Source organism: Mycobacteroides sp. CBMA 271, assembly GCF_009729205.1.
GTDB lineage: Bacteria > Actinomycetota > Actinomycetes > Mycobacteriales > Mycobacteriaceae > Mycobacterium.
In genome coordinates this window covers 313,159-328,697 of record NZ_VTHB01000007.1, presented here as the reverse complement: position 1 = coordinate 328,697, position 15,539 = coordinate 313,159, and the positions used below count along the sequence as shown (strand labels likewise).

At 59.8% G+C, this 15,539-nt stretch carries 13 protein-coding genes; 10 read left to right on the top strand and 3 right to left on the bottom strand.

The features are described 5' to 3' along the window. Positions 1–3: 3 nt before the first annotated feature. On the bottom strand, positions 4–1,266 hold the full coding sequence (locus FZI91_RS19705; RefSeq protein WP_203448816.1) for an FAD-dependent monooxygenase: 1,263 nt from the start codon (positions 1,264–1,266) through the stop codon (positions 4–6). A gap of 309 nt (positions 1,267–1,575) precedes the next feature. Here FZI91_RS19705 and pabB point away from each other — a divergent pair, with 309 nt between their 5' ends. The 3 genes from pabB to FZI91_RS19690 are packed head-to-tail and all read left to right on the top strand — an operon-like array spanning position 1,576 to position 4,864. After that, complete coding sequence (pabB, locus tag FZI91_RS19700) at positions 1,576–3,630, top strand: aminodeoxychorismate synthase component I (RefSeq protein ID WP_155940747.1); 2,055 nt, start codon at positions 1,576–1,578, stop codon at positions 3,628–3,630. After that, positions 3,627–4,544 carry a prephenate dehydrogenase/arogenate dehydrogenase family protein gene (locus FZI91_RS19695; RefSeq protein ID WP_155940746.1) on the top strand — a complete coding sequence of 306 codons (918 nt, stop codon included), beginning with the start codon at positions 3,627–3,629 and terminating at the stop codon, positions 4,542–4,544. Before pabB ends, FZI91_RS19695 begins: the two co-directional genes overlap by 4 nt. Beyond that, on the top strand, positions 4,541–4,864 hold the full coding sequence (locus FZI91_RS19690) for a chorismate mutase family protein (RefSeq protein ID WP_155940745.1): 324 nt from the start codon (positions 4,541–4,543) through the stop codon (positions 4,862–4,864). Before FZI91_RS19695 ends, FZI91_RS19690 begins: the two co-directional genes overlap by 4 nt. A gap of 50 nt (positions 4,865–4,914) precedes the next feature. Here FZI91_RS19690 and FZI91_RS19685 read toward each other — a convergent pair whose 3' ends face one another. Next, on the bottom strand, positions 4,915–5,751 hold the full coding sequence (locus FZI91_RS19685; protein WP_243734009.1) for a TIGR03620 family F420-dependent LLM class oxidoreductase: 837 nt from the start codon (positions 5,749–5,751) through the stop codon (positions 4,915–4,917). Positions 5,752–6,234: 483 nt separating this feature from the next. Here FZI91_RS19685 and FZI91_RS19680 point away from each other — a divergent pair, with 483 nt between their 5' ends. The 6 genes from FZI91_RS19680 to FZI91_RS19655 all read left to right on the top strand — a co-directional run bounded on the left by FZI91_RS19680 (position 6,235) and on the right by FZI91_RS19655 (position 14,076). After that, on the top strand, positions 6,235–8,025 hold the full coding sequence (locus tag FZI91_RS19680) for an AMP-binding protein (RefSeq protein WP_239001750.1): 1,791 nt from the start codon (positions 6,235–6,237) through the stop codon (positions 8,023–8,025). Positions 8,026–8,098: 73 nt separating this feature from the next. Beyond that, complete coding sequence (locus FZI91_RS19675) at positions 8,099–9,163, top strand: type III polyketide synthase (RefSeq protein ID WP_155940742.1); 1,065 nt, start codon at positions 8,099–8,101, stop codon at positions 9,161–9,163. Between the two features lie 45 nt (positions 9,164–9,208). Continuing rightward, entirely contained in the window at positions 9,209–9,484 is a 276-nt protein-coding gene (locus FZI91_RS24365; protein ID WP_155940741.1) for a phosphopantetheine-binding protein, read from the top strand. A 59-nt stretch (positions 9,485–9,543) separates the two neighbouring features. After that, positions 9,544–11,034 carry an NAD(P)/FAD-dependent oxidoreductase gene (locus FZI91_RS19665; RefSeq protein ID WP_155940740.1) on the top strand — a complete coding sequence of 497 codons (1,491 nt, stop codon included), beginning with the start codon at positions 9,544–9,546 and terminating at the stop codon, positions 11,032–11,034. Beyond that, on the top strand, positions 11,031–11,768 hold the full coding sequence (locus tag FZI91_RS19660; protein WP_155940739.1) for a class I SAM-dependent methyltransferase: 738 nt from the start codon (positions 11,031–11,033) through the stop codon (positions 11,766–11,768). The genes FZI91_RS19665 and FZI91_RS19660 overlap by 4 nt, the downstream gene beginning before the upstream one ends. A gap of 22 nt (positions 11,769–11,790) precedes the next feature. After that, complete coding sequence (locus FZI91_RS19655; protein WP_162525992.1) at positions 11,791–14,076, top strand: MMPL family transporter; 2,286 nt, start codon at positions 11,791–11,793, stop codon at positions 14,074–14,076. Here the strand turns inward: FZI91_RS19655 and FZI91_RS19650 are convergent. Next, entirely contained in the window at positions 14,073–14,765 is a 693-nt protein-coding gene (locus tag FZI91_RS19650) for an MspA family porin (protein ID WP_309224119.1), read from the bottom strand. The genes FZI91_RS19655 and FZI91_RS19650 overlap by 4 nt on opposite strands. Positions 14,766–15,178: 413 nt before the next feature. On the opposite strand from FZI91_RS19650, the gene FZI91_RS19645 reads away from it, so the two are divergent. Next, positions 15,179–15,502 (top strand): helix-turn-helix domain-containing protein, encoded by a 324-nt coding sequence (locus FZI91_RS19645; RefSeq protein ID WP_155940736.1) that lies wholly within the window; start codon positions 15,179–15,181, stop codon positions 15,500–15,502. Positions 15,503–15,539 lie beyond the last annotated feature (37 nt).

Genomic DNA, 15,539 nt, shown 5'->3' with positions numbered 1-15,539 from the left:
TGATCAGACGCCCGCAGCGATGTCCTGATCTTTCAGGCGTGCGGCCTTGCTGCTCCGGGTCAGGTGGGTGAGCAGCGTTCGGGTGAACGGTGTTTGCACCAGCCGGGCCAGGCCCCGCCGCATGAGCAATTCCGTGCGTGACTCGGGTGTGAAGAAGAACCGCTGTTTGAGGCCGAAGCTCTGATACGCGTCGATGAACGGCCGCAGCACGCGATCCCATTCGGCAAATGCGGTCTTCAGGTCGGTGGGGTGGCGGTCGAGCATGGTGCCCAGCAGGTCGGGGCCGGCCAGCGCGGAGGACACTCCGAGTCCCGAGTACATCGTTTCGCACCAGGCCGCATCACCAACAAGCACCACCCGTGCGTGGTGCCAGCTGTCCATATGGACTTGCTCCACGGAATCGAAAAGGTACTGGTCGGCGGAGTCAAATGCATCGAGCACCTCCGCGAGTAACCGGCCGTATGGCCGCGACCCGAACGCCTTGCGCAGCCGCACGGCGGGAGGTTCGGTGAATTCCTCGTCGACATCATCGGTCCGGTAGGACAGCTGCGCGGTGGGCATGCGTTCATGCATGGGATAGACGATGAGTGATCGTCCCGATTCGATCTGCCACGCGCCATCCTCGACCGCCAAATCACTGATTTTCTTTGGCATTTCGAAGGTCGCGACAATGTGGTTGAGCCGCCGCAAGTAATTCTCGTCCGGTCCGAATGCGAGTTTTCGTACCGTGGACCGCAAACCGTCGGCACCGACGACGAGGTCGAATTCCTCGTTGTGCACCGTCGAATCTTCGAGATTGGACAGCGCCACCGAGACCCCACCCGCGTGCTGGTCGATCTTCATGGGAACGGTGGAGTAGCGGATCTCCACGTCATCGGGAAGCGCCTGAAATGCCGCGGCTTCGACGTCGCCGCGCAGCACCATCCAGGCGCCGCCCGGCAGGTCGGTGAAATTGGCGCCGACCCGACGGGCGCCCTTCCGGTTGCACTCGTAGGAGGCCCCTGTTGGTCGCCGGTCACGCAAGTGGGCCGTGATGCCCAGCCGTGTTGCGGCGGCCCTGCCCGATCCGAAGACAATGACGAAATTGCCTCCGGTCCGACGTGCCGGTGCGCGTTCCACGATGACCGGTGTCCACCCGATCTGATGCAGACGTATTGCCGTGGCCATACCGCTGATTCCGAGTCCGACGATGAGAGCCCGCTTGCCGTTTCGCGGGGCATCAACCATATGTTCCGCGCCCGGATGCGCATTGGGTCTGCATGACATGGTTAATTCCTGCCGGGGTGGTTTTCGACTGCGGGAGCGGAGGCACGTCATGGCTTGGTTTCCACCGCATGATGCCTTATGTTCCCCTGTCCGGTCTAGCGATAAGGCCGGACCGGATTCATGCACTTTAGTACGACTTGCCTGATAGGAATGTCTACCGGTCCGGATTGCTCTGCGGTAGCGTGCATCAACCGATTTGAAACCGCCAATATAATTGACATACAGGAGTACCCAAATTAGACGTCATGTTAAGACGTTTTGCAATGGCCGGAACGAGTCCGACCGTTGCCGATCATTGGCGACCGGTAGATGAGAACGCTGCTTATTGATAACTATGACTCGTTCACCTACAACCTGTATCAACTCATAGGCGAAGTATGCGGTCGACCTCCCACTGTCGTGCGCAATGACGTGCCGTGGTCGCAATTAGTCCTCGAAGAGTACGACGCGGTCGTGGTGTCCCCGGGGCCCGGGCGGCCCGATCGTGATCGTGATTTCGGTATCAGCGCGCGGGCTATTGCCGAAAGCGGACTCCCCACGTTGGGAGTGTGCCTGGGACATCAAGGCATTGCGCACTTGTTCGGCGGATCGGTCCGTCACGCTCCCGAGCCGATGCACGGGCGTGCATCAAAGCTGCGGCACAACGGAATTGACCTGTTCAAGGGTATTCCATCGCCGATGTCGGTGATTCGGTACCACTCGTTGATCGTGGAGGACACGCCCCCCGACTTGGAGGAGATCGCGTGGACCGATGAAGGCTTGGTGATGGCCGTGCGGCACCGGACCGCACCGATCTGGGGAGTGCAGTTCCATCCGGAATCCATTGGGACCGAGTTCGGCGCCGAGCTGATGGTCAACTTCCGGGATCTGGCACTGGATTCGATGCGTCAGAGCCGGGTCGAGCTACCCGCGCGGAGTGCCGTGACGATGAAATCATGCGTTCTCTCGAATTTCCCCGACGCGGCCACCCTCTATCAAGAGTGCTTTGCGGAAACGTCGATGTCTTTCTGGTTGGACAGTAGTGCGGCTATCGACGGTGTATCGCGTTATTCGATCCTCGGAAGCGGCGAGGGACCGCTGGCGGAGTTTGTTTCCTACCGAGTGTCGGAACAAACGGTCCGGGTGACGGCACCGGATGGCCGAGAAGAATTGGTCCAGGGATCCATTTTCGACTACCTCGATCGTGAGTTGCGTGCGCGATTCGCGGAAAAGCCCGACGGTCTGCCTTTCAACTTCAATCTCGGGTACGTCGGCTATCTCGGTTATGAGCTGAAGGCCGACCTCTTCGGGGCGAACGCGCATACATCGCCGACGGCAGATGCGGCAATGCTCTTTGTGGATCGCGCGGTGGTCATCGATCACACGCTGGGGAACTGTCATGTGCTTACCCTGGCTGCCTCCGGTGACGAGGCCCCCGCTGAGCTTTGGATGGACGCGATCACGCAAAAGATCGAGTCACTGGCTGAGTCTGTCTCTGCGTCGAGGGCGCCGACAGCATTGTCGCCCGTGCCCGAGGTGTTCGAGGGATGCGGCTCGCTGCATCCGCGGCACTGTAAGAGCTCGTATGTGTGGCGAATCCAGAGATCGCTCCAGGAGATCCGCGACGGGGAGGTGTACCAGGTCTGCTTGACCAATGAGGTCGAGGTCGACGCGGAGACCGATGTGCTGGAAACCTATCTGAGGCTTCGTGATGTCAGTCCGGTGCCCTACGGGGCGCTGCTGCAATTCCCCGGAGTATCCGTGCTCAGCGGATCTCCCGAGCGATTCCTGACGATCGGCGCCGATCGGGTGGTCGAGTCCAAGCCGATAAAGGGAACCCGGCCTAGGGGATTGACGGATGCCGAGGATGAGCATCTGAAGCTGGAGCTCATGCACAGCGAGAAGGACCGTGCAGAGAATCTCATGATCGTCGACCTGGTGCGCAATGACCTCAACACAGTCTGTGAGGTGGGTTCGGTACACGTGCCGGACATGATGTACGTCGAATCCTATTCCGCTGTCCATCAACTGGTCTCGACCGTCAGGGGAACCTTGCGTGACCAGATGAGTGCCGTCGATTGTGTCCGGGCGGCCTTTCCTGGCGGATCCATGACCGGCGCTCCGAAGATTCGCGCGATGGAGTTGATCGACGAACTTGAGAATGGACCGCGGGGCGTGTATTCGGGTGCCCTCGGTTGGTTTTCGCTCTGTGGCGCAGCCGATCTCAGCATTGTCATCAGGACACTGGTGGTCACTGAGCGAGCCGTGACATTCGGCGTCGGCGGAGCCATCGTGGCGTTATCGGATCCGCAGCGTGAATATGAAGAAACGGTAGTGAAGTCACGTGCCATCCTCACTGCGCTTGCGGGCGAGTGCGCACAATGAGCTCCATTGAGAACGTGGTGGTGATCGGCGGCGCCGGCGCAGTCGGGACCATGTTCGCCAACCTGTTCGCGGCCCGCGGTATGGCGACGACAGTGGTGGACCTGCCGGGCACGGCGACCGGCGCAGTGCAGCGCTCCCGTGTCATCGAGGGCGACATCCTGCACGGCGGGCCGCAGCTGGGTGCTGCCCTCGCGGACGCGGATCTGGTGCTCCTCGCGGTGCCGGAGAACGTTGCTTGCGAGGCCATTCCGAAGCTCGCATCGTCGGTGAAACCGGGTGCGTTACTGGCCGACACGCTGTCGGTGAAAGGCCCGGTGACTACAGCCTGGGCATCGGCCGCCGCCGGCGTCGAGGTAGTGAGCCTGAACCCGATGTTCGCGCCGTCCCTCGGGGCGCAGCGGCGTCCGATCGCTGCGGTGGTGCTGCGTGACGGGCCGAAGGCGCGTGAGCTGGTGACGATCATCGAGGACGAAGGCTTCCTCATCGTTCTCATGGGGGCGGACGAGCATGATGCGATCACCGCGAGCGTGCAGGCCCTGACGCACGCGGCCATCCTCGGGTTTGGCGTGGCGCTGGTGCGGCTTGATGTGGACGTCGAGCAACTGACGCGCGTAGCGCCGCCGCCCTTTTCGGTCCTCCTTGCGTTGTTGGCACGTATCGCCGGTGGCACCTCCGAGGTCTATTGGGATATCCAGAACGCGAATCCGCATGCGCTGGAGACACGCGAGGCATTGTCGGCCGGCTTGCGCCGGCTCGATGAGGCTCTGGTGCAGGGGGAGTCGAGTTTCGGCGAGCTGTTCTCTCAGATCAACAACCTTCTGGGGCCGGCCGCGTCGGAACTTCGCAATCAAGCTCAGACCATGCTCGAGGCTCTGCCGACCGCGTGGCCGCCACCTCAGGAAGGACGGCAATGACGGCACCGCAGACCCCGCACAGCGGCGGCGACGCACCTATTGCGCTCCAAGTGCTCCGCGATGAGCTCGACGCCATCGATGTGCAATTCCTGGATGCACTTCGACGGCGCATCGAATGTTGTGTGCGGATCGCCGAGTGCAAGACCGACACCGGTGTCGCGATGATGCAGCCGCAGCGGATCACCTTCGTCAAGGAGCGCGCGGCCCGCTTCGGAGTGCAGCACGGCATCGATCAGAGTTTTCTCGACAGCCTCTACGACCTGATCATCGGTGAAACATGCCGGGTGGAGTCCGTCGTCATGGGGTTACCGGCTGACTGAACCATCGTCGGTGCGGAGTCTGTTCTGTGTCGCTCCGGTACCACGACTAATCAAAGGTCCAGCGATTGCGCAAGTTCGGCCAGCACGGGGATCGGGTTGCGATCCACGGGGGTGACCTGGATGGCCACGTGGTTCGCTCCGGCCGTCAGATGTGTGCTCAGTTGAGCGGCCAGTTGAGCGGCTGTGCCGTGATAGACCAGTGCCTCGACGAGTTCATCCGGGGCGGGACTGCCTATCTCAAGATTCGGGAACCCGAGTTCGCGAAACGAGCTGACGTAGTTGCTGAGCTCTAGGTAGAAGGCAAGCCTATCTCTGCCGAGTGCGTGTGCCACGGCTAGTTCTTCGGTTAGTACTACTTTCTGTTCGGCCACCAGCATGGATGCTGAGCCAAGAATGCCACGAGCTTGCGACGTTTGCTCAGGGGTGCACAAGTACTGGTGAGCTCCGGCCGTACGGGTGGCAGAGAGGCGCAGCATGCGCTCGCGTCGCGCTGCTAGAAAGAGTCGGACCAATGGCACTCCAGCGGCTTCGAGCTCATCGAGGTAGGACTCAAGTGCCTGGCGCGGCGTCTGATAGCGGGCGTTGTGTTCGGGATTGCCCGCGCCGAGCCCGAGCATCAGCCGGCCCGGGAACTGCCCTTCGAGGCGGTGGAACGATCTCGCAACGACGGCGGCGGGAGACTCCCAGATGTTCACGACAGCGGCGCCAACGACTATCCGTTCGGTCTGGGAGAGGGCGTTCTCGATCCAGCCGAGATCGGCGGGGGGAGACCCGCCAATCCAGATGGCCCCATAGCCGAGCCGCTCCACCTCACGCGCTCGGTTGGCGTGGCTGAAGTAGTCGTACACCCCGTATACGCCGTACCGACCAACCGCAGGTATCCCCATGGCAGCTGCCAACGTCTAGCTAGCGATTCGTATTTCCTCAAACGCGGCGCGGAGTGCATAGGTCTGCCATCTGTCCGCGAACCGGCGCTAATGTGACTCCCTGCTGTTAAACAGAAACTCCGATTGCTGCAAACCGATAATCAGGTTAATGGGCAATTTATTATGGCTGGCGTCCAATTGGATCTTGGTTTATTGCATTGCGTGGCTGTGAATACGCTGTGGGCAAGTATTGCAAGTATGTATTAGATACGTCCGTGGTGCAAAATAATCCCAGCTCAAAAGTCTTCGTGATATTCCGTTCTTAACTTAGCAATGAGTGCTTTACATTGCGTTTACGGATGCAACTGAACTCTTGAAATTATCAACTTCACTTACGCTCCAAGTGATCGGCGCCACATTGCATCGATCTTGATTTGCGCGATACGATTAGCGCACCTAATTATAGGTCTTCGATACGCCTCTATTTCTGTTACTAATGATTGGATGCATATTTGCGTAGTCGCAAATGGTAAGGATGATGACGTGAAAGCACTGAATTGGCTGGATAATCCGTCCTCTGTCAAGGGGATCTATTTTGCGTCAGGTCAGGGCGCTGATGACTGGGAATTCGCGTCGTATGATGAACTTGCCTGCTGTGCCTCTCAGGTGGCGTCACTTCTAGTCGACCATGGCCTCTTACCTGGGGATATCGTGTCGATCTTGCCGTCGAATCCACGGGATTTCGTGGCCGCCTTCTACGGCACCATAATTGCAGGAGGGACTCCCTCGCCGGTAGCGACTCCGCTTACCTTCCGTTCATTAGATGTGTATCTTGATTACCTCGAGCAGATTTTCCGATCCGCGACGCCTTCGCTGATTCTTGTTGGAGTTGATCTGTTCGATATCGTGCACAAAGCGGCTGGTAAGTCAGTGCCTACGACGACGGTTATCCGCTTCAGTCGAGATTCCTATGCCGATAGGGAGTCTCTGGCTCGTAGGGACCTCGCCGAGCATGTACTACTGCAGTTCACTTCGGGTTCTAGCGGTACGCCAAAGGGTGTTCAAGTGACGTCCGGAAATCTTGATGCAAATCTTGCGTCAAATATCGACTGGATCGATGCGAGCGCAGATCATGTCGCCGTCAGCTGGCTACCGTTCTACCACGACATGGGTTTGATCGGAATGCTGCTGACACCGGTCACTGTGGGTGCGGATGTTCGCCTTTTAACTCCGGGACAGTTCCTTCGCTCTCCGTTGCGCTGGCTGGAATGCCTGAGTCGTGATGAAGGGATAATGTGCACGGCCGCACCAAGCTTTGGCTACGCCTACGCTGCGCGGCGATTGCAACCGGAGGACATCGAATATCTGGACTTCTCTCGGTGGAAGACCGCAATCATCGCTGCGGAGCGGATGGACCCCGTTGGTGTTGAGAAGTTCCTCGAACTGACGCGCCCGTGCGGCTTCACTGTCGATCGCTTTGCCGCCGCCTACGGGCTGGCGGAGTCGGTATTGACCGTCACCGGGACCCGACCCGACACAGCGGTACCGCTGGTCCAACTTGAGAAGAGCGCGTTGCCCGACGGTGAGCCTGTGGTGGTGACACAGAGATCCACCTTGGGTGACCCGGGTCGCCGCGGCGGCACCTGGGTCGCCGGGTGCGGCACTCCTCTCTGCAAGACCGATGTTGACATCATCGATGAGAACGGGGCAGTGCTTCCGGAGGGTTATCACGGCCAGGTGCGTGTGCGGGGGAACACCATCACCGACGGGTACCGCACGACGAGCCCACACTCCTCAACAAGCTTCTCCGAGGATGGCCTGTGCACCGGCGACACTGGATTTCTGTTGGGTGGCGAGTTGTTCGTCATCGGGCGGACAGGCGACAGCATCAAAATTCGGGGCGTCAAGCTGTTCGCCGAGGACCTGGACACGAGGATCAGCGAGGCCACCGGCCTTAATCCAGGCCGCTACACCGTCCTGCTGGGCACCGCCATCGACGTCGACGTGGTCACCGTCATCATCGAGAGCGATGAATTGGGCTGGAACGATTGCTGGCTCGATTCGGTGCGATCGGTTGTGATCTCGGTAATTTCCGACACGGTCGGCTACGCCGTCTTCCGCGGTGAGCGGGGGGTCATCGAACGCACGTCCAGTGGTAAGCCCCGCCGCCGGGTTCTGTGGCAACGATTACTCGACGGAGGACTACCTGTCGCACTGGTCTCTACCAACTGGGAAGCAATTAGTGATGAGCCGGCACCATGGGGCGGCGCATTCACCGATAATGCCGCGATTTAACCATCCTTGTGCGCCTGGGCGGCGTTGCCCGACGTGTTTACGAATCCAGAATCTCTGAACCCGGGAGTTTTCAATGACTACAGCATATGTCAACAAGATCGCGACCGCCGTACCCGAACATGATGTGCATGAGAAGTTTGTCGAATTCGCTGTTGGCGGATTCGACAAGGAGAAAGACAAGCTCATCTTCCGTCGCATGGTCGAACGCTCGCATATTGCCCACAGATGGGCGCAGATGCGTGACATGGACGAATTCTACGGAGGGGACCCGAATTCTGTAGGTATCGAGCCGCGGATGAAGGAGTTCGAGAAGGTCGCGCCACGGTTGGCGATCGATACCGTCAATAAACTGGATCTTGGCGATCAGGCGGCGCAGATCACTCATATTGTCGTCGTAACCTGCACGGGTTTCTATACCCCGGGATTGGACTACGACATCATTCATGAATGTGGATTGAACACTTCGGTGGAACGTACCCAGGTCGCTTTTATGGGTTGCTACGCCGGTGTAAACGGGCTTAAAGTCGCCCATCATATTGTGCGGTCCGAGCCGGACGCCAAGGTTCTGCTGGTTGCGCTGGAGCTGTGCTCGCTGCATCTGCAGGGTGCCAAGCCGATCGACACGATGCTGTCCTATCTGATCTTCAGCGACGGCTGCGCGGCGGCGCTGATCACCGCGGAAGAGACTGGATTGGCCATCGATTCGTTCAAGGCAGTGATGATTCCCGAAACCAGGAATCTAATGACCCTGGGTATTGGTGAGATCAGCGTGCAGATGTATTTGTCAGGCCAGGTGCCTGGCACCCTGCAGAAGGCACTGAGCGACGATGCCACTGTCAAGCTCATCCTTAACGGTGCCGAAAAGGCCGAGATGGATCTGTGGGCTATCCATCCAGGAGGCCGTTCGATTCTGGATTCGGTGGCGCAGGCTCTCGGACTCGGAGGCGACGAGCTGGCGATTTCCCGGCATGTGCTGAATAACTACGGAAATATGGCATCGGCCACGATCCTTTTTGTCCTCGAAGAAATCATGAGCAGGAATTGTGATGGCGAGCTGGCTGGCGCCACAGGTTGTGCTCTGGGTTTCGGCCCGGGCCTGGCCGCGGAATCAATGCTCTTCCGATTGGCCCAGGAGTAGTCCGGTCAAAGGCGACTTCAGTATGCAAGTGGAGAAGAGTGGGAAATGAATTCAGGTAACGGAACGGTCCACGGTGTGCACGAGATAATCAGGGGCTTGGCACCACTGAGACGGGACGAGATCGCTACCACCGACAGGATCATAGATGATCTCGGCTATGACTCGGTGAGAGCTGTTGAACTCTGCGTGGTACTGGAGATGGAGTTTGAGTTACGGCCGATTACTGAAACGGAAGCGATCGGCATGAGAACGGTCGGCGACGTCGTCGGATTGGTTCTGGAACGAATAGCTTCGTCGTCGAATGACGAGTGCCTCAGCTAAGCAAAAGGTCTCGCGAATCACCACGGTGACAACTATTCAGCCGGAAGGAGTACCTCGGGATGGCAAGTGATGATCAGGACTCTGTTGCCGTCGCGGTAATCGGCGCTGGCTTATCTGGGGTTGCCACGGCGGTGAAGCTTCTCGAGGCCGGCATCACCGACTTCGTCGTATTGGAACGGTCAGATCGGGTCGGCGGCACGTGGCGCGACACCACATATCCGGGGGCCGAGGTGGACGTGCCGTCGTGGCTCTACTCCTTGTCCTTCGCACCGAACCCGGACTGGAGCACCGTCAACTCACCGGCGCCCGAAATCCTCTCCTACATCGAAGAAATCGTGCGCCGCTTCGGGCTTGGTCCCCACATCAGGTTCGATGTCAATGTCGTTCAGATCGAGTTCAGCGCGACCGATGGCACTTGGCGGATCGAATCGTCGAATGGACGGTGCTTGACTGCTCGGGCGGTGGTTGCGGCCGACGGACTTCTCTCGGACGCCGAGGTCCCCGATATCCCGGGTATCCACGAATTCGCCGGACAGAAGATTCTCAGTGCGCACTGGGTACACGATTACGACTTCACCGATAAGCACGTGGCGGTGATCGGTACCGGGGCGAGTGCGGTTCAGATCGTGCCTGAACTGGTAAAGGTATCCGGCTATGTGACGGTGTTCCAGCGAACAGCGGCGTGGGTGATACCCCGAACGCAGTTCCGGGTGCCCGGCGCCGTCAAGAGGACCTTCCGTCGATTTCCTGTGGTCCAGCGCGGGGTTCGGACAGCACTGTTTGGTCTATACGAATTCTTGACTCTTGGGTTGGTGTGGGTCACGCCACTCACCCGTGTGATCGAGACCGTCTCGAAACTGCATCTGCGATCACAGGTCCAGGATCCGGAATTACGCCGACAGCTGAGCCCGCAGTATCGCATTGGATGTAAACGGCCCCTGATCACCAGCGAGTTCTACCCTGCGCTGCAACGAGACAACAGCAGGTTGGTCCCGCACGCGGTTGTCGAGATCACGGAGAACGGAGTCCGCACCGCGGACGGTTCATTGCACCCGGTCGACTGCATTGTGTTCGCGACCGGATACTCGGTTGGCGAGCGAGGTTCTAGCTTCATCGTAACGGGGCCCGACGGCCGCGCGTTGGGTGATGAATGGTCGCATGGCATGGTCGGCTACAAAAGTGTGAATGTGGCGGGCTATCCGAATCTTTTCTGGACGATGGGACCGAATGCCTTTGGGCACAGTTCCGAACTGCTGTTCATTGAGGAACAGGTACGCTACGCGGTACGGTGTATCCGCGAGATGTTCGACCGAAATCTGCGGATTCTGGATATCAAGCCCGAAGCTCAGAGTGCGCATAACCGGGCATTGCAGATCAAGCTTAAGAAGACCACATTCAGTTCCGGATGTCACAGCTGGTATTTGAGCCGAAACGGTTACAACGGCATGATGTTTCCGGGCAGTGTCTCGGCTTACCGCCGCCAAATGTCGACATTTAACGAGTGCGACTATTTCATGATTTCAGCTACCGAAGTGAGTAGAGTGCAATGAGTCGAATTTCCTATTACTGGTCCGTCGTCAGAGCCGCCGCCCGGAGAGGAGAGACTGACGAGAAGAACAAGCAGGCGCTGGTTGACCAGATTGTTGCCCAGACCCGTCCGGGCGATATCGATTCCGTGATCAACCTGATCGACGATTTTGGCAAGCGGAAATCGTTTCTGATGAACGTAGGTGATGAAAAGGGTGCACTGCTTGAGGATGCGATCCGGCGGGTGCAGCCCAAGCAGATCGTAGAGTTGGGCGCGTTCTGTGGATACAGCGGCTTGCGGATAACGCGTGCGATGCCCGAAGGCGCCCGGCTACATTCGATTGAAATCAGCCCGTTCAACGCGGGTATCGCGACACGAGTCTGGAAGCACGCCGGTGTCGAGGAGCGGGCCACCGCGGTTGTCGGGACGATCGACGACGAAATAACGATTGATCGGCTGCACACAGAATTTGGTTTCACACCCGGATGTATTGACTTTCTGTTTGTCGATCATGAACACAGTCGATATCTTCCCGATCTGTTAATCCTTCTGGACGGCGGATTCCTGCATCCGGGGTCGGTGGTGTTTGCGGACAACGTGAAGGTCCCGGGCGCTCCGGATTACTTGGCGTATATGCGGAAACAAGAAGGCGGCCAATGGAATACAACCACCTACAAGACGCATCTGGAGTACCAGTCATTCATCCCTGATCTGGTGCTGGAATCGACCTATCGCGGCCAGAAGGCCGATACCTAGTCTGCTGCAGACAGGCAGACTTGTGTTTGAACGCATCGTCAACCGGGCTATCACGTCACCTAAACGGATACTGCTCGCTGTCACGTTTCTGGCGGTTGTGTGCGGTCTGGTGGGCAGCACTGCCGTCGATCATCTCTTGGCCGGTGGGCAGCTCAGCCAGAACTCCGAATCAGCCCGAGCCAATCAGCTGCTATCCCAGCACTTCAGCCAGCAGGAAATGGATCTCACCCTGCTCGTGAGGGCTCAAGCCGGTATCGACGATCCCACGGTGGCGCGAACCGGTACGCAACTGGTGGAGCGGATCAGGTCGTCCGCGGGTGTCTCCTCGGTGCTCGCACCATGGACCGCGTCGAGGTCTATGGCGCGGTCGCTCATTTCGAGCGACGGGAAATCGGCGCTCGTCGTCGCGGCGATCTCTGGAGGTGAGGAGTGGGCTCCCAAGAATGCGAAGGCGATAGCCAACCGTGTCGAGGGCACGGACGACGGCCTCACGGTGACCGCTGGGGGAATGGCGATGGTGCAGTCGGAGATCGCCGATCAGAGTCAGCGGGATCTGCTCGTGATGGAGGTGATCGCGGTACCGCTGAGCTTCCTCGCCCTGGTGGCCATCTTCGGGGGCATCTACGCGGCACTGCTGCCGCTGGTGGTCGGTGGGATCGCCATTGCGGCCACGCTCGCCGAATTGCGTCTACTTACCAGCGTCACGGACGTATCCATCTACGCGATGAACGTTACGACCGCGCTGGCTCTGGCACTCGGTATCGATTACACACTGCTCTTGCTCAGCAGATACCGGGAGGAGGCACGACTGTGCGGGGATCGCAATCAGGCGCTTCGTAGGGCGGTTGCCAAGGCCGGACGTACGGTCTTGTTCTCGTCGGTCACGGTGATCCTGGCGCTGAGCGCACTGACACTGTTCCCGCTGTACTTCCTGCGGTCGATGGCATACGCCGGTATCGGCGTGGTGGCCGTCGCGGCGGTGTCCACCGTCGTGGTAGCGCCCGCGCTGATTGCGCTGTTGGGCGACCGTATCGAGACACTGGACCTCTACGCGCCGCTGCGGCGGCGGCTCAAGGGCAAGCGCGACGGAGCGGCCATCGCAGTCTCCGCCGATATCACCCAGAATTTCTGGTACCGAACGGCCAGACGCGCCATGCGGAACGCCGTCCCGGCGCTGGCCGGCGGGGCCGCGGTGTTGTTCGTGCTCGCTGCTCCGGTCCTGGGCATCCGATTCGGTATGCCCACCGAACGGATCCTGCCGTCGTCGTCGACGGCGCGGCAGGTGGCTGAGGCTGTGCAATCGGAGTTCCGGGTCAACCCGTCGGACGTGACGTCAATTGTCTTGTCGGATGCCGGTTCTGTGGGCACCCCGGAGCTGTCCGCTTATGCGAACCAGCTGTCCCTGGTTCCGGGAGTCCAGAGCGTCAACGCCCCCGACGGCGCTCACCAGGACGGCGCGCGGGTCGGCGCTCCGTCCTACGTGACGGGGAAGAAGGACGCCGTCGTCTGGTTGACCGTCATCCGATCGCCGACAATTGAGGCGTTTTCCGCGCCGGCCCGGAACCAGTTGCGGGCATTGCATGCAGTCCCTGCACCACATCCGGCGGTCGCGCAGTTCACCGGCCAGGAACAGCTGAGCACCGACTCGAACGCCGCCGTGCTCGACAAGCTGCCAACAGTCGGTGCCCTCATCGCGCTGAGCACCCTATTGCTGTTGTTCCTGCTAACCGGCAGCGTAATAATCCCGATTAAGTCGTTGCTGCTGAATCTGCTCGCGCTGAGCGCTGCACTAGGTGTAGTGGTGTGGATATTTCAGGAGGGGCACCTGGGCGCCTTTGGTACTTCGCCGACCGGGACGCTGGTGTTGAACATGCTTGTGTTCGTCGCCGTGCTGACATTCGGGCTGTCCATGGACTATGAGGTGTTCATCGTCGCCCGGATACGCGAACAATGGCTGGCGTCCCCGCAAACCCGGGCTGACAACGCAGAGGCTGTCGCACGGGGTATCGCGACATCGGGCCGGGTAGTAACCGCGGCGGCGATGCTCATGTGCATCGTCTTTGCGGCAATGAGCTCAGCTCAGGTGGCATTCGTACGGATGTTCGCGGTATGTCTGGTTGTAGCCGTGGCAGCTGACGCACTACTGATTCGGATGGTTCTTGTGCCGGCATTCATGGGACTTGCGGGTCGGTGGAATTGGTGGGCCCCCAAGCCTTTAGCGGCTTTGCACCGACGATTCGGGCTGGCCGAGGAATCACCACATGGGCTCGCCGCGGCGCCTTCGTCTGATCGGGATGAAAGCGGCTAGTTCATATTCCAGTTCTCGCCGTATGTGGTCACACTGTCGCCACTAGAGCTAGTCAGCCGAGCGTAGGGGCGCAGCAGTACGCCTCCGGCCGCCCCGGTCACAGTGCCGTGTGCGTTGCTCACCGCGACAGCACCTTTGGCGCCCTTGACGCCCACCGAGGACGTCGCGACTTCTTGAACGCCTGGGCCATTGCTCAAATCGATGTTGATGCCCGCGCTCGGCAACAGGTTGGTGGTCTGTACATAGGATGCCTCTGCGCCGGAATTGACGTTGGCTAGATTCGGTGGGGTTTGCGCCGCGGCGGCCCTCGCCAGCTCTCCGGCAAGTGAGGGTCCGGCGACTGCGGGGTTCGGAATCCCGTACAGGGCGGATGCATTCGGGGTCGTGTAGTTGAAGTTGAGTCCGACGCCCAACGACCATGGGTATCCCACCTGGTAGCCCAACTCCAGGGTCCCTTCGAAAGAGTCGGCGTCTGGCCCCGTCACCTCGTAGATCGCCCGGCCAGAGTGAAACCATTCACGGGTCAACCGGTTCCGGTCCAGCGGTGACACCCCGTTGAGGAAGGTGTCCCATTGCTGGATCCGCAGAGTCCTTCCTTTGCCGTCGACGGTCGTTAGCTGGTCGTCAAGACCGGCATGCGCGACACCCGTGAGCGCCAGCTGCCCCGAGATGGGTGCGGCAAGAAGCACGGTAAGAACGGCACCCCATCTCGCGGTACTAGCTCGTATCGAGCCAACACATTTACTACCGAGCCCGACCCGAATCATGTGCGCCTTTCAGAAGTAGGGGAATATCAGTGCAGCACTGCATGTAGGGAGTCTCAATCGTCGTGCAGGCGAGGACCTATCGCCTCGCAGGCGAGGACCTAATGTTCCTATCGCATATTTGCCAGAGGGGTCGGTTGAGGGACCGTGTTTATGGGTCAACTCACATTCAGTCGGTCATGTGGCGTGCGCGAACTTGCCGGCGCGGTCTTGGATTGAGGCGTCAATCACCCCGCGGGAACCTCTGAGTGCATGGCAACGTTGAGTAAGTCAGGCTCAAGTACGACGCAGCGTGGACGGGTTCGTCCAGGACGCTGCTGGACGAAAGGGAGACAGACATGGCGCTGTTGCTTCGAGAAGCCATCGGCGACACCCTGCGGAGTGCCCGCAGCGGGCAGGGTAAGACGTTGCGTGAAGTGTCGGACACTGCGCGTGTCAGCTTGGGGTACCTGTCCGAGGTGGAACGTGGACGCAAGGAAGCCTCCAGTGAACTGCTGGCCGCTATCTGCGGCGCGCTCGAGGTCCCGATGTCGCAGGTGTTGTCCGAGGTCAGCGTGCGGCTGGCGCGCCGTGAGGCTCCGCAGGCGGCGAGGTCGCTCAGTGGGATCGATGTCACCACCAAGGTGGTCATCCCACAGGTTCGCGCAATGGCCGCTGCCTAACTACTGTGGCGGTCGCATTGTTTTGCGCCCAGTAGGG

Excerpts from the sequence above, each read along its gene's own strand:
- FZI91_RS19695 (WP_155940746.1), top strand. The coding sequence starts at position 3,627 with ATGAGCTCCATTGAGAACGTGGTGGTGATCGGCGGCGCCGGCGCAGTC.
- FZI91_RS19675 (WP_155940742.1), top strand. The coding sequence starts at position 8,099 with ATGACTACAGCATATGTCAACAAGATCGCGACCGCCGTACCCGAACAT.
- FZI91_RS19665 (WP_155940740.1), top strand. The coding sequence starts at position 9,544 with ATGGCAAGTGATGATCAGGACTCTGTTGCCGTCGCGGTAATCGGCGCT.
- FZI91_RS19680 (WP_239001750.1), top strand. The coding sequence starts at position 6,235 with ATGCATATTTGCGTAGTCGCAAATGGTAAGGATGATGACGTGAAAGCA.
- FZI91_RS19705 (WP_203448816.1), bottom strand. The coding sequence starts at position 1,266 with ATGTCATGCAGACCCAATGCGCATCCGGGCGCGGAACATATGGTTGAT.
- pabB (WP_155940747.1), top strand. The coding sequence starts at position 1,576 with ATGAGAACGCTGCTTATTGATAACTATGACTCGTTCACCTACAACCTG.
- FZI91_RS19645 (WP_155940736.1), top strand. The coding sequence starts at position 15,179 with ATGGCGCTGTTGCTTCGAGAAGCCATCGGCGACACCCTGCGGAGTGCC.
- FZI91_RS19685 (WP_243734009.1), bottom strand. The coding sequence starts at position 5,751 with ATGGGGATACCTGCGGTTGGTCGGTACGGCGTATACGGGGTGTACGAC.
- FZI91_RS24365 (WP_155940741.1), top strand. The coding sequence starts at position 9,209 with ATGAATTCAGGTAACGGAACGGTCCACGGTGTGCACGAGATAATCAGG.
- FZI91_RS19660 (WP_155940739.1), top strand. The coding sequence starts at position 11,031 with ATGAGTCGAATTTCCTATTACTGGTCCGTCGTCAGAGCCGCCGCCCGG.
- FZI91_RS19690 (WP_155940745.1), top strand. The coding sequence starts at position 4,541 with ATGACGGCACCGCAGACCCCGCACAGCGGCGGCGACGCACCTATTGCG.